The 13,808-nt window shown below is 31.9% G+C and carries 14 protein-coding genes; 13 read left to right on the top strand and 1 reads right to left on the bottom strand.

The window, feature by feature from the left end; all coding sequences use genetic code 11:
• Positions 1-155: 155 nt before the first annotated feature.
• The 12 genes from RDK80_RS19060 (at position 156) to spoVAE (ending at position 9,376) form a co-directional block, all read left to right on the top strand.
• Positions 156-1,313: a saccharopine dehydrogenase C-terminal domain-containing protein gene (locus tag RDK80_RS19060; RefSeq protein ID WP_308525200.1), complete on the top strand. Its 1,158-nt coding sequence runs from the start codon at positions 156-158 to the stop codon at positions 1,311-1,313.
• Positions 1,314-1,674: 361 nt separating this feature from the next.
• Positions 1,675-3,093, top strand: coding sequence for a Na+/H+ antiporter NhaC (nhaC, locus tag RDK80_RS19055; RefSeq protein WP_308525199.1), 1,419 nt, complete (start codon positions 1,675-1,677; stop codon positions 3,091-3,093).
• 244 nt (positions 3,094-3,337) lie between these two features.
• Positions 3,338-4,183, top strand: a complete 846-nt coding sequence (locus tag RDK80_RS19050) for a bifunctional 5,10-methylenetetrahydrofolate dehydrogenase/5,10-methenyltetrahydrofolate cyclohydrolase (RefSeq protein WP_094904251.1) — start codon at positions 3,338-3,340, stop codon at positions 4,181-4,183.
• A gap of 121 nt (positions 4,184-4,304) precedes the next feature.
• Positions 4,305-4,640, top strand: a complete 336-nt coding sequence (spoIIAA, locus tag RDK80_RS19045; protein WP_094904252.1) for an anti-sigma F factor antagonist — start codon at positions 4,305-4,307, stop codon at positions 4,638-4,640.
• A 5-nt stretch (positions 4,641-4,645) separates the two neighbouring features.
• Complete coding sequence (spoIIAB, locus tag RDK80_RS19040; RefSeq protein WP_201260070.1) at positions 4,646-5,092, top strand: anti-sigma F factor; 447 nt, start codon at positions 4,646-4,648, stop codon at positions 5,090-5,092.
• 5 nt (positions 5,093-5,097) lie between these two features.
• The gene (gene sigF, locus RDK80_RS19035; RefSeq protein ID WP_094904254.1) at positions 5,098-5,856 is read left to right on the top strand and encodes an RNA polymerase sporulation sigma factor SigF; all 759 of its coding nucleotides are present in this window, start codon (positions 5,098-5,100) and stop codon (positions 5,854-5,856) included.
• A 458-nt stretch (positions 5,857-6,314) separates the two neighbouring features.
• Positions 6,315-6,479 (top strand): hypothetical protein, encoded by a 165-nt coding sequence (locus RDK80_RS19030; RefSeq protein ID WP_158220191.1) that lies wholly within the window; start codon positions 6,315-6,317, stop codon positions 6,477-6,479.
• Positions 6,472-7,095: a stage V sporulation protein AA gene (locus RDK80_RS19025; protein ID WP_308525198.1), complete on the top strand. Its 624-nt coding sequence runs from the start codon at positions 6,472-6,474 to the stop codon at positions 7,093-7,095. The genes RDK80_RS19030 and RDK80_RS19025 overlap by 8 nt, the downstream gene beginning before the upstream one ends.
• Positions 7,096-7,107: 12 nt before the next feature.
• Positions 7,108-7,521, top strand: coding sequence for a stage V sporulation protein AB (locus RDK80_RS19020; protein ID WP_216561235.1), 414 nt, complete (start codon positions 7,108-7,110; stop codon positions 7,519-7,521).
• 14 nt (positions 7,522-7,535) lie between these two features.
• Positions 7,536-7,985: a stage V sporulation protein AC gene (spoVAC, locus tag RDK80_RS19015; protein ID WP_094904257.1), complete on the top strand. Its 450-nt coding sequence runs from the start codon at positions 7,536-7,538 to the stop codon at positions 7,983-7,985.
• A gap of 4 nt (positions 7,986-7,989) precedes the next feature.
• A complete protein-coding gene (gene spoVAD / locus RDK80_RS19010; RefSeq protein WP_308525197.1) occupies positions 7,990-9,009 on the top strand; it encodes a stage V sporulation protein AD in 1,020 nt (339 codons plus the stop codon).
• 10 nt (positions 9,010-9,019) lie between these two features.
• Positions 9,020-9,376: a stage V sporulation protein AE gene (gene spoVAE, locus RDK80_RS19005; RefSeq protein ID WP_094904259.1), complete on the top strand. Its 357-nt coding sequence runs from the start codon at positions 9,020-9,022 to the stop codon at positions 9,374-9,376.
• A 9-nt stretch (positions 9,377-9,385) separates the two neighbouring features.
• Here the strand turns inward: spoVAE and RDK80_RS19000 are convergent, their stop codons facing one another.
• A complete protein-coding gene (locus tag RDK80_RS19000) occupies positions 9,386-12,295 on the bottom strand; it encodes a PBP1A family penicillin-binding protein (protein WP_308525196.1) in 2,910 nt (969 codons plus the stop codon).
• A 263-nt stretch (positions 12,296-12,558) separates the two neighbouring features.
• On the opposite strand from RDK80_RS19000, the gene hflX reads away from it, so the two are divergent.
• Positions 12,559-13,808 (top strand): GTPase HflX (gene hflX, locus RDK80_RS18995; RefSeq protein ID WP_374041686.1); only part of this gene is annotated, 1,250 nt, incomplete at its 3' end.

The following is a 13,808-nucleotide window of genomic DNA, read 5'->3' as shown; positions in this document are numbered from 1 at the left end:
ACCATGCCCTTATAGGGCTAGAGCAAACCACCCGTTTTACGGGTGGTCATGATTTTTTTATCAATTAATGCATAGTTCCCTTGTTAGTTAATTGGCATGATTTTTGCTTTATTAATAATTGAAAGATAATAAATAAAAAGGGGAGGTTATATATTATGAAATATTTAGTATTAGGCTGTGGTCTTCAAGGGAGAGCAGTAGCATATGATATTTTACAGTTTGAAAGTGGCAGTGAGGTAATAATAGCAGACATTGATGATAAAAATTTAGAGATAGCTAAAAACCTTATCAACAATGATAAACTTTCTGTAGAAAAATTTGATATTTATAATGAAGAAGAAACGGTTGCTCTAATGTCAAAGGTTGATGTGATTGTTAACAGCCTACCTCATACATGGGAAATTACCGAAAGATTTTATAATGCTTTAAGTAAAACCAGAGATAAAAAAGCTGTTTTTACAGACTATTGGATGTGGGAAAAACATTATGAATTTGATGAAGAATTGAAAAAAGCAAATGTTTTAGCAGTTCCAGGATTAGGTATAGTACCAGGCTTTGGAAATATTTGTGCAGGTCAACTTGCTCATGAATTTGATCAGCTAGAGGAAACCTTGATTTATTGTGGTGGACTTCCAACTAAAAGGGGAGTAGCTCCATTAGATTATATGATTTTATTTAATGTTGAAGCTCTTCTAGACTTATACTTAACTCCACCAACAGTGATTCAAGATGGAAAATTAGCAGTTGAAGATGCTCTTGATAATCTTGAAACATTTTTAATTCCTGGCTATGGGATGGTTGATGCATTAAAGACAGATGGTTTATATAGTCTAAATAAGACTATGTTAGAAAAAGATGTTAAAAAGGCAGCTGAATATACATTACGTTATCCAGGACATTATCAAACAATGCAAATATTAAACGACGCTGGTTTCTTTAGCAAAGAGCCAATAAATGTAAATGGAGTAGAAGTAATTCCAAGAGATTCTTCAGAAGTGATTCTCAATAATTTGATGGAAAAGATACCTGGAGTTAGAGACTTTACTTATCTATATGTGGTGGGAAAAGGATTAAAAGACGGAAAATATGTACAGAAATCATATGAATTGTTAGACTATAGTGATGAAGAAATAGGAATCACATCTATGGAGAGAACAACTGCTTATCCATCATCAATAGCGGCAATGATTATTGCACATGATGATGGGGGGATGAGAGGAGTAGTTGAACCAGAAAATATTTTTGTAGGAGAACGTTTTGAGAAAATGGTTAGTGAACTAGCTAAGAGAGGCGTTATTGTGTATGAGAAATAATTGAATTAGTAAGAGAACAATACTCTTTTAATGTGTTAATTGTAGCTGAACTATAGATGAAATTTCTAATTAAATGCCCTTATCTGAGCGATTTGCTCAGATAAGGGCATTTAACATAGAACATTGGCTTTTAATTTTGAAATATCAGTTAATTTCCAAGTAAATATAATTTAGATTTATAATATTTATAGGTAGAAATAAGCAATAAATAGCATCTAGAATCAACTAATATATCAAAATTTGCAAATTTTATGTTCTATTGATTTTGACACAATTAAATTAACGAATTAAAGTGGCATAAGTCTTGCATAAATAATTATTTAAAGTAATTTAAATAAAAATAAGTTTTGAGGAGGTAAGTATGGACAAAACATTATCAGAAGTTAAAAAACCGTCATTATTACTATCACTTGTACCATTTCTTGCACTAATTGGTTTTATGCTTCCAGGTGTAATTATCCTTGAGGTGGAACCTCATATTCCTTTAATTGCAGCTTCAATACTTACTGCTTTTATCGGTAAATACTTAGGCCATTCTTGGAATGATATGGAAAAAGCAATGATTGAATCAAATGCTATGGTAATGCAAGCAAATTTTATTATTTTGATAGTTGGAATGCTAGTTGGAACTTGGATTGCTGGAGGAATTGTGCCGGGGCTAATATATTATGGATTAGAATTATTTACTCCAAATATGTTTTTATTTCTATTACCAGTTATTTGTTCAGTTATCTCTGTTTCAACTGGAAGTGCATGGACAACTGCTGGTACTATAGGAACAGCAGCTATGGGAATAGGTGCCGCACTGGGAATTCCTCCAGCTATTACTGCAGGCGCAGTAGTAACGGGAGCATCTTTTGGAGATAAACTTTCTCCATTATCTGATAGCACTAATTTAGCTGCTGCGGTAACGGGTACTAATGTATTTGATCATGTCAGGCATATGCTTTACTCTACTATTCCTAGCTTCTTAATTGCAATAAGTATTTTTGGTTTTATTGGAACTAGTTATAAGAATACTGCAGTAAATATTGAGCAAATTTTTTCAGTTCTTGAATCTATAGATAGCATATTTATCATAACTCCATGGATATTTATAGCGCCTCTAACAGTAATTTTAATGATTATTTTTAAAGCACCTGCAGTACCTGGAATGATTGGTGGCACTTTTGTCGGTATATTATTCTCCTTATTCCAAGGTCACGGATTAAAAAATACATTATATTATATAATGTATGGATTTGAAGTTACAACAGGAAATGTGCTAGTAGACAAGCTTCTAAACAGGGGAGGTATGAGTTCAATGCTAGAGATAATAGCGCTAGTTATTTGTGCTTTAACTTTTGGTGGACTTATTAAACAAATAGGTGTGATAGATACTATATTAGAAACAATACTAAGAAAAGTTAGAAAAAGAGGTTCTATTATCCTTTCAACTGTTATTTCATCAATTGCTATGAATTTTATGGCTGCTGACCAATATATGGCTATTGTAATACCAGGGCAAATGTTTAGACCAGTATTTGAAAGACTAAATCTACATTCTAAGAATCTATCTAGAATATTAGAGGATGCAGGTACTCTAACATCAGGCCTAGTCCCATGGTCAACTTGTGGCGCGGTTTATTTTGCTACTTTAGGTGTAAGTTCCTTCCAATATGGCCGTTTCCACTTCTTAGGTCTAATTAATCCAATAATCGCTGTTGTTTTTGGGTATACAGGATTTGCTTTAGCTAGATTGGATCCAAGCAAGCCAATAAAAAATTTTATTGATGATTGATTACTATTAATATTGGAGTCAAGGAAAATCCACATAGCGCTTCCTTGACTTTTTCATCTAAAATTTAGGCGGTATTTTATCCATGCTAAAAAATATAAAGATGTAATATGAGAGGGTTTTTTCAGTATCACTATATTCGGGTGCTTTTTTAATAAGGGATTCTTGAATTAAAAAGGGAATATGTTATAATTTGAATTGTCACTACAATTTAATTGTAGACAATAGATGAAAGAGGTGTTGTTAGATGGCGGAAATTTTAAAAGGAAATGTTGTTGCAGCTCAAATTAAGGAAAAGATGAAAAAGGACATTGAAGAACTTGCTAAAATAGGAAAAATACCTACTTTAGGTATTGTTAGATTGGGAAATAACCCTGATGATGTTTCTTATGAAAAAAGTATAATTAAAAATTGTGATGCAATCGGAATAAGCTCTAAAGTTTTTGAAAGAAATGTAGATATGACTACTGAAGAGTTAATAGCATTGATGGAAGAATTAAATCAGGACAATTCCATATCAGGAGTACTTGTATTTAGACCTTTACCAAAACATATTGATGAAGCTAAAATAAGAGAGGCTTTATCTCCTTTGAAAGACGTAGATTGTATGCATCCATTAAATTTGGCTAAGATATTTGAAGGAAATATGACTGGATTTACACCTTGTACTCCAAAGGCAGCTATGGAAATACTCTTATATAACAATGTAGCTCTAGAAGGTAAAAATGTGGTTGTTGTTAATAGATCTATGGTACTTGGTAAACCTTTAGCAATGATGCTGCTTGAGAAAAATGCTACTGTTACTATTTGCCATTCTAGAACTAAAAATTTACATGAAATAACTAGTAAAGCTGATGTAGTAGTTACAGCACTGGGTAAAGCAAAATTCTTTGATGAAAAATATTTTAATGAGAACTCAGTGTGCATAGACGTAGGAGTTAGCTTAGATAATGAAGGAAAATTAAGTGGGGATATTGATTATCCAAAGGTGTCTGAAATGGTTTCTATGATTACACCTGTTCCTGGTGGCGTTGGTGCAGTAACTACATCACTTCTTCTATCCCATGTAGTAGAAGCTTGCAAAAAAATGTAATGAAAAGAGTCTTTTTAGACTCTTTTTTTCATTTAACAACAAAAATAGTCAATATTCTTTGAAGGAGAATCGGGTACATATATAGAATATATAGATATGAAAATAGACAGGAGGGGATATTTTGTATCTATCAGTAGAAAAACATAAAAACAATCTGTTGGTACAATTTAAAGGCGAGTTAGATCATCATACTACCGAAAATGTAAGGGAAAAGATAGATCAACAATATTTTGATCAGAGAATTAAAAACATAATATTAGATTTAAGGGGGCTGACTTTTATGGACAGCTCAGGCATTGGGCTTATTATGGGAAGGTATAGAAATTGTATTGATAAAAGTGGGATGGTAGCTATAGTAAGTGATAATGCATATGTGGACAAGATGCTTAGAATGTCTGGATTGCTCAAGATAATTAATGTATATCCAACAATTGAAGAAGCAGCTGAAAACTTATAAAGGAGATGAAAATAGTGGAAAAGAATTATATGAAATTAGAGTTCTTGAGTAAATCAAACAACGAATCCTTTGCAAGAGTTGTAGTGGCGGCATTTGCATCTCAGCTGGATCCTACATTAGAAGAACTATCAGATATTAAAACTGCTGTATCAGAAGCCGTCACAAATGCTATCATACATGGTTATGAATATGGAGAAGGTATAGTAATTGTTGAGTCAAGAATTGAAGGCAATGAAATCGAAATAATTATTGAAGATAAGGGGATGGGAATTGTTGACATAGACAAAGCTCGCGAGCCATTTTACACATCTAAGCCAAATCTAGAAAGGTCAGGTATGGGTTTTACAGTTATGGAAACTTTCATGGATAGTCTTGAGATAGAAAGTATTAAAGGGAAAGGTACAATAGTACGTATGACGAAAAGATTTAAAAGCCTTTTGGATAAGGAGTAGATAATATGAATGCAAGCAGCGAAAATAAGGCTTTATTATCCCATGAGGAGACCATGGAGCTTATTAAAGATGCACAGAATGGTAGTATGGAAGCCAAGGATATATTAGTATCCTCTAATCTAGGGCTTATTAGATCAGTGTTAAGGGGATTTATGAATAGAGGATATGAAGTAGATGATTTATTTCAAATAGGTAGTATAGGTTTATTGAAAGCCATTGATAAATTTGATACGACCTTTGATGTTAGATTTTCAACTTATGCAGTACCTATGATAATAGGGGAAATTAAGAGATTTTTAAGAGATGATGGTTTAGTGAAGGTAAGTAGGTCGCTAAAACAAACAGCTGCAAAAGCCAAGGGAGCAGAAGAAAAGCTATTTATGGAACTTGGAAGAGAACCTACTATTCAAGAGATATCCGATGAAATACAAATGGATAAAGAAGATATAGTAATGGCCCTAGAGGCTTCATATCATCCAGAGTATCTTTATGATGTTGTACATCAGAATGATGGATCTCCACTATATCTAATAGATAAAATCAGCAATGAATCAGAGGATGATAGAGATTTAGTTGATAACATAGTATTAAAAGATATGTTAGCAAGTTTAAAGCCTAGGGACAGGCAAGTTATTATTTTAAGATATTTTAAGGACAAAACTCAAACTGAAGTAGCAAATCAATTAGGTATATCTCAGGTTCAAGTTTCAAGAATAGAGAAAAAGATAATAGAAGAGATGAGAAAGAGTTTAGCAAAGGCATGATATATGCCTTTTTGCTTTATATAATAAAGGCTACATTAGAAAAGGAATATATATTTAAGTAGAGAAATAAATAAGGAGTATAAACAAATAAAGTGTAAATATTATAAAAGGTAGTAACTCAAATAAGCTAGGATTAATTTTCTGGTTTTTTTTATTTTCTGACTTGCTACATTTATTAATTTATTTGTATTGCAAATAAAAGATAGTGCTTTTAATAAGTATAACTGCTTTATATATACATTTATAACACAATATTACTATAATTTATGGATTATCACAAATTTATGAAAAATAAACCGTATTATATTTATTACTTTGCATAATTAAATCAATAATTCATTCGCATAATTTTGAATCTTTCGGATTGAGAGATGTTAATTGTAAAATTTACCTATTAGATAATTTTTTGTATGAAAAAAGAAATACAGCAGATAATAATCTTAGAATGGGGTGATTAGATGGCATGTAAATTAAATTATAAAAAGATAATTATTGCTCTAATGATTTTTCTAATTCTTGCAGGAGGGCTCTTATGGTATAAAGAAGAAATAACTAATAAAGAAGTACCAAAAAAAGCGCAATTTGTAGATAATAATTTAGAGTGGAGTAAGATATATGGATAAAGAGCAAGTATATATAATTATAAATAAAAAAGCTGCCATTGAGCCTGAGAAAGATATATTGATTAAGGATTTAGGAGAAGTATATTGTTCAAATCCATATATAAAGAAAGCTACTGAAAATATCATAGTTCATACAAAGAAGGGGAAAGAGGATTGGGATTACTTAACTGCAACAGATATAGCGGAAAAGGTATTAAAGGAGTTTCCTAGTATCGACTTAATCTTACTGGGAGAGGTTGAGATATTAATAGAATATAAATCTCAACAAAAGGAACGACCATTTTTTGAATTTATTAAAGTAACTTTAGTATGTTTAATTTTATTCTTTGGTGCAAGTATAGCTATAGTAAATTTTCATGTTGATGTGAACGCCAAAGAATCCTTGGAAAAACTATATTTTACTTTTACCGGAGTAAAAAAGAGCACTCCTTTACTTATGACTATTCCGTATTCAATTGGAATAGGGGTAGGAGTATTATTGTTCTTTACGAGGGTTTTCAGTTTTAGTGAAAGAAGAAAAAAGGAGCCGGGGCCTATGGAGATAGAGTTATTCTTATATGATGAGGATATGGAAAAACATATACTGAATGAAACTAAAAAGAAAGAAGAACCATAAAAGAGGTGCAATATGGTAGTAAAACTATTACTTATAATAATCGCTTTTGGAGGAGGATTGACAGTTGGTAGTGCAGCAGCAGCTTTTATTACTATACTTCAAATAGTTCCAAGATTAGTTCAAATCACTAAAACAAGTAAACAGGTTAAAGTTTATCAATTTACCATAACTTTATCATTTGTACTATTTGTTATAATATATTTTTCAAATTTTCATATGAGTTTATATAAAATCATTGTTATACTCATTAGCTTGTTATATGGAATCTTTATCGGATTACTATCTTCTGCTTTAGCTGAGGTATTGAATGTAATCCCAGTATTATCAAAAAAATTAAAAATAAAGGATAATTTAAGATATGTTATATGGGCTTTGATGGGTGGAAAGGTAGCAGGTTCATTATATTTTTGGTTATTTAATAAGTAGAGGAGATGAAATAAATGGAGAATATGAATAAAAAAGATTATCAAAAATATTCAGAAAAGAAGGTTCCAAAGCCTACTTATATGAAAAATATTATATTAGCCTTTTTAGTAGGAGGAGCAATATGTACTATAGGACAGCTTATAAGAAGCTGGTTAATGAAAAAAGGGCTTGATGAGAAAGCTGTTGCTTCAGCTACATCCATTATCCTAGTATTTATTGGTGCCTTTCTTACTGGGCTTGGAGTATATGATAAAATAGGGCAAATCGGTGGAGCGGGAGCAGCTATTCCTATTACAGGATTTTCTAATGCAATGGTATCCCCAGCAATGGAATTTAAGACAGAAGGTTTTATTTTTGGAGTAGCATCAAAGATGTTTATTATAGCGGGTCCTGTACTGGTATATGGAGTAGGCAGTTCCGTAATTGTAGGTGTATTACATTTATTATTTACTAAGGGGAGATAAAAGTATGGCAATAAAAAAATTTGGTTCACAGACAGTCAAATTTCAGAATCCACCTTCAATAGTAAGTACTTATACAATAGTGGGACCAAAAGAAGGTGAAGGGCCTCTTAAGAAGTATTTTGATATGATATTAGAAGATGATATGTGGGGGCAAGAATCATTTGAAAAATCTGAAGCTAAAATACAAGAAGAAACAATAAAAGCAGCATTAACAAATGGAAATCTAACTAATAATGATATAGACTACTTGTTATCAGGAGATTTGTTAAATCAAATAATTTCCTCCACTTATACGGCAAGGTCTCTAAGTATACCATATTATGGTCTCTATGGAGCTTGTTCTACTATGACAGAATCTTTATCTTTAGGAGCGATGCTTATAGATGGAGGATTTGCAGACAAAGTAGTGTGTGCTACGTCTAGTCATTTTAGCTCTGCTGAAAGACAATTTAGATTTCCATTAGAATATGGATCTCAAAGAAACTTTGGAGCACAATGGACTGTTACTGGTTCTGGAGCTACTGTACTTTCATCACAAGGCAATGGACCTTATATAACTTATGCAACTACAGGTAAAATAATTGATATGGGTATTAAGGATGCAACAAATATGGGTGCAGCCATGGCACCAGCAGCAGTTGATACATTAATCACTCATTTTAAGGATACAGGATATTCTCCCTCTAGTTATGATCTTATAATATCTGGAGATTTAGGTAAGGTTGGAAAATCTATAGTATTAGACTTAATGAAAAAAGAGGGATATGATTTATCTAGTATCTATACAGATTGTGGTGTAGAGATATTTGATGGTGATGCTCAAGATACCCATGCAGGAGGATCTGGATGCGGATGTTCTGCAGTGGTGTTGAATGGATATATTTACAAGGAAATGATGAAGGGAAATTTCAGGAGAATATTAATTATGGCTACTGGAGCTCTTCATTCAACGATTATAAATCAACAGGGCGAATCTATTCCAGGAATAGCCCATGCAGTTACAATAGATGTAAGTAAAGGTTAGGGGTGATTAAATGGAATATGTCAAAGCTTTTATAGTTGGAGGGTTAATATGTGTAGTCGGTCAAATTATATTAGATAATACTAAATTAACTCCCGCTCATATATTAGTTTCATTTCTTACTGCCGGAGTTATATTAGGAGGAATTGGACTATATGAACCCCTTGTTAAATTTGGAGGAGCAGGAGCTACTGTACCAATAATTGGATTTGGAAATGCATTAGCTCAAGGAGCAATAGAAGGAGCAAAAACAAAGGGAATAATAGGGGCATTTACAGGGGGATTACAGGCCACAGCAGGTGGAGTAGCTGCTGCAATTTTATTTGGCTATATAATGGCGGTAATTTTTAATCCAAAAACGAAAAACTAAGGCTTAGCCTTAGTTTTCATTTTCGTCATCATTATCTTCATTATCCCATGGAAGTGGAGGGAAATAAAAATCATCATCTTCAATAGGATCTGGTGGTATAACTGTGCTTTGGTTATGCTCATCACAAATTTCTGTTGGTGCAGTATACTGGAAGTCTGAAGGTACTATACCATTATGTTCTGATGGGAAATATGGCGGAGTACGCTCTACAAATACTTTATTAACTTTGTTTTCTTCAGGACAATATTCATTAGCAATTTTTCCATTAGTTTTATCTATAGTGACCTCAACATGAACATCGCAGTAATCCTTAGGTTCAGTACCCTTTACAAATATCTCAGATCTAACAGCACTGCCCCCAGGATCGTGGGTGCAAAGTTCTGTGGCTAGTTTACCAGATTTGGTACATATCCTTGCAGATACTATACCACTAGGTTTCTCAAAAGATGTTTTACTTTCTAGACCTTCATGCATTCTAGTCATTATATGTTGCCATAATTGGGCAGCTGTACCACTATTATTCGTTAGGGTAATTTTAGGTGAATCATTTCCTATCCATGTAGCAGAAACATAATATGGAGTAAATCCAGCAAACCAAATATCTGCCTGATCTGTTGTTGTACCGGTCTTACCTGCTACTGCCATCTTAGAAATCTTAGCTCTTCCTGCAAGGCCATCTGATACAGTAGTTCTCAAAATATCTGACATTATATATGCTACTTGAGGGGATACTACCATAGTTTCTTTTGGCGTATTATCAATTAGTATATTGCCATTTTTATCTTCTATTTTAGTAAAAGCTATAGGTTCTATATATACACCGCCATTGGCTATAGCTCCATAAGCAGCAGTTAATTCTAGAGGAGTTATACCTTTTGTCATACCACCTAATCCTAGTGCAGATAAGGTTTCATCATTTCTAACTCCATTTTCTTTAGCCGTAACGAAACTATCATTTTCAGGATCAGTTTTACTAATAATACCTAGTTTTTCTAAATAAGCCATAGAAGTTTGTATACCTATTGATTCTACAGTCTTTACAGAGTTTACGTTAACTGATTGCTCAACTGAACGTCTTAAAGTATGGATACCTCTATATCCTTTATACCAGTTTTTAGGCCATAATTGTCCCTTATAATAGAAAGGAATATCATCTATTGGAGTTGCAGCTGTATAGCCATTATCTAATGCTGGTAAATAAGCAGCTATTGGTTTAATAGCAGAACCAGGCTGTCTCTGAGATGCAGTAGCTCTGTTTAAGATTCTAGCACCCTCAATATCTCTACCTCCAACTAAAGCTTTGATTTGTCCTGTCCAATAGTCCATAACAACAGTAGCTGATTGAGGTTGTACAATACCATCCTTAGATCTAAAGAAATATTTTTCACTGATTAATAAGTTTCCATTTTCATCAACTCTATAAAAGTCTTTGTTATTATTTAAATATGCACTGCCTATTTTAATTTCTTTACTGTCAGAAACATTATAATTCTCTGCTGGTATTGTGATAGAACCAACACTATGACTTACTAAATTTTTTCTATCATCGATAGTATAATAGTCTGCAACATCTATATGTTTTGGATATGGAGTAAGTTTCTTATTTTTAATAAATAGGTTATTATCTCTAAACTCATAAGTACCCTTTTCCAATACTAATTCAAAATTTTCATTAAATAAGTTGGCTTGACTATAGTAGATGATATTACCTTTTTCATCAATAACATCTTTAGCCTTATTTAATCTCCAATCCACTAATATAGGACCTTTTTTCTTTTCAGGATTGCCGACTAATATCTCAGTAAAATTATTATATACATCTTCAAGTTCTCTTTGAAGTTTTACATCCATAGTTGAATAGATTTTTAGTCCGCCTGTAAACAATTCATCTTGAGCTTGTTCTTTTGTATATCCTAACCTCTTTACTAAGGCATCAACTGCCTGAGTTTTAACATAATCTGTAAAATAGGAAGAAATTCCTTCAATCTTCTTTTGACCGGGTTTTAGGTTTTCCTTGATATTTTCATTTAATGCTTCTTGATATTCTGATTCTGTGATTTTATTTAAATCTAACATTTTCTTTAGTACAATTTTTTGTCTTTTTACAGCCTCTTCGTTATATATTGCTATATACTTTTCTCCTAGTATTTCTAATCTCCCAACTTCATAATGCTTTGTACTATCGAAATTCTCAGGACTTACAGTACGATAAGGTGCATATTTAGTCGGAGATTTTACTATGCCTGCAAATAATGCAGATTCTGCAATAGTAAGGTCTTCAACATTCTTTGAAAAGTAAGTTTGTGCAGCTTCCTGAACTCCATAAGCGCCTTGTCCCAAATTATTCCTATTTAAATAGGCCTCAAGTATTTGATCTTTTGTTAGAGCCTTGTCAATTTGAAGAGCTAGATAAGCCTCTTTAATTTTTCTATCCCAACTTTTCTCTAGTGTTAGATAAACATTCCTTGCCAATTGCTGTGTAATTGTACTTGCACCTCTGATAGCAGCACCAGCTTTTAAATTATCTATGGCAGAAGATATAATGCCTTTAGGGTCTACACCTATATGATCTTTAAATCTTTCATCTTCTATTGCAATAAATGCATCTTTAAGATGTTGTGGCATTTGATTTAGCTTCACCATAGTTCTAAATTCAGGTGCCTGAATTTTTTCGACAAGCTCTCCATTTGCATCATATATAGTTGATGTTAGATCTAAAGATGCATTAATCTTTGAAGGATCTATTGTTGGAACATCTTTCAAAATAGATAGAACTATACCAATTACTATTCCGCCTGCTATAACTGATAACATTAAAAATACAACTAAAAATATCTTTAAAGACTTAAAAACAGTTCTTTTAGTAGATCCTTTCTTTTTTTTCTTTTTCTTATTATCATTATTATTGTTATTATCCATAAAATTACCTCCTTAATTGAGAAAAGGCTTAACTAGTTAATTATACCACAGAAATATTATAATGTTAATATTAGATGGTTTAAATCATGATTACAATATGGTTACGAAATAATTTAAAATTATATTATATGAATTGTGTCCTCTATAGCTGGATTCATACACATATTGTTAGATAAAATATTAAAATAGTGATATAATAAAAATAAGAATATAATTATAATGATTTTTCGGGAGTTGATAAATTGAGCCAAGAAATAGCAAATATGGAGAGAGTTCTTATAATTGGAGTAGAACTTGATACTGATACAATTGATATTGAAAACTCTTTAGATGAATTGGAAGAATTAGTAAAAGCTGCTGGAGGAGTAGTAGTTTCTAGGGTAATACAAAAGAAAGAAAGTATAAATGCAGCCTACTTTATAGGGACAGGAAAAGCAGAGGAGATCAAAAACTATTGTGAAGAACTTGATATTACGACTGTAGTTTTCAATGATGAATTATCAGGTGCACAATTAAGGAATCTAGAAAAAATTATTGATAGGAAAATCGTTGATAGAACCAATCTGATTTTAGACATCTTTGCTAATAGAGCAAATTCAAAAGAGGGTAAATTGCAAGTAAAATTAGCTCAACTTAAATATCGACTTCCTAGATTAATAGGATTCAGAGATTACCTATCTAGAGAGGGAGGAGGTATTGGTACAAGAGGGCCAGGAGAACAGAAATTAGAAACCGATAGAAGACATATATTGAGAGAAGTAGATAATATAGAAAAACAGTTGAAGGAAGTAGAGCAAAATAGAGAAGTAAAAAGAAAGAAGAGAGAAGGCTCAAATCTTCCAATTGTTGCATTAGTAGGTTATACTAATGCTGGAAAATCAACTTTATTGAATAAATTAATTCAATTTAATGATGAATATGAAGAATCAAAAGAGGTTTTTGTAAAAGATATGCTGTTTGCAACTTTAGATACATCTTTGAGGCGGGGAAAACTTCCTAATGGGCAAGTATTCTTGCTAACAGATACTGTAGGATTTGTATCCAAACTCCCGACTAGGCTAATTGAAGCATTTAAAGGAACTCTAGAAGAAGTGAAGTATGCAGATTTATTGCTTCATATTGTAGATGCTTCAAATAAAGATTTAGATATACAGATTCAAACTACTTATAATATATTAAGGGAATTAGAAGTACTAGATAAACCTATAATTACAGTCTTTAATAAGATGGATAAAGTAGATATTCATAATTTATTTTATGATAATAAATATGTGGATAATAAATTATTTATTTCAGCTAAAAATGGGGAAAATATAGATACACTTCTAAGAAACATTGAAAACCTATTACCTCAGCAATATAGATTAGTCACCCTAAAAATACCTTATAGTAAACAAGGCATAGTAAATTATTTTTGCGATAGTTATCAAGTGGATAATTTAGAGTATGTAGAAGATGGTACAGTATTAAAATTAACTATTAATCAAATTGATTTAGAAAAATATAAGGAATA

Source organism: uncultured Tissierella sp. (assembly GCF_902479755.1).
Taxonomy (GTDB): Bacteria; Bacillota; Clostridia; order Tissierellales; family Tissierellaceae; genus Tissierella; species Tissierella carlieri.
The sequence above is the reverse complement of the archived record's forward strand: the minus strand, read 5'-3'. Positions and strand labels throughout refer to the sequence as shown.

Excerpts from the sequence above, each read along its gene's own strand:
- RDK80_RS19060 (WP_308525200.1), top strand. The coding sequence starts at position 156 with ATGAAATATTTAGTATTAGGCTGTGGTCTTCAAGGGAGAGCAGTAGCA.
- nhaC (WP_308525199.1), top strand. The coding sequence starts at position 1,675 with ATGGACAAAACATTATCAGAAGTTAAAAAACCGTCATTATTACTATCA.
- RDK80_RS19050 (WP_094904251.1), top strand. The coding sequence starts at position 3,338 with ATGGCGGAAATTTTAAAAGGAAATGTTGTTGCAGCTCAAATTAAGGAA.
- spoIIAB (WP_201260070.1), top strand. The coding sequence starts at position 4,646 with ATGAAAATAGTGGAAAAGAATTATATGAAATTAGAGTTCTTGAGTAAA.
- sigF (WP_094904254.1), top strand. The coding sequence starts at position 5,098 with ATGAATGCAAGCAGCGAAAATAAGGCTTTATTATCCCATGAGGAGACC.
- RDK80_RS19030 (WP_158220191.1), top strand. The coding sequence starts at position 6,315 with ATGGCATGTAAATTAAATTATAAAAAGATAATTATTGCTCTAATGATT.
- RDK80_RS19025 (WP_308525198.1), top strand. The coding sequence starts at position 6,472 with ATGGATAAAGAGCAAGTATATATAATTATAAATAAAAAAGCTGCCATT.
- RDK80_RS19020 (WP_216561235.1), top strand. The coding sequence starts at position 7,108 with ATGGTAGTAAAACTATTACTTATAATAATCGCTTTTGGAGGAGGATTG.
- spoVAC (WP_094904257.1), top strand. The coding sequence starts at position 7,536 with ATGGAGAATATGAATAAAAAAGATTATCAAAAATATTCAGAAAAGAAG.
- spoVAD (WP_308525197.1), top strand. The coding sequence starts at position 7,990 with ATGGCAATAAAAAAATTTGGTTCACAGACAGTCAAATTTCAGAATCCA.
- spoVAE (WP_094904259.1), top strand. The coding sequence starts at position 9,020 with ATGGAATATGTCAAAGCTTTTATAGTTGGAGGGTTAATATGTGTAGTC.
- RDK80_RS19000 (WP_308525196.1), bottom strand. The coding sequence starts at position 12,295 with ATGGATAATAACAATAATAATGATAATAAGAAAAAGAAAAAAAAGAAA.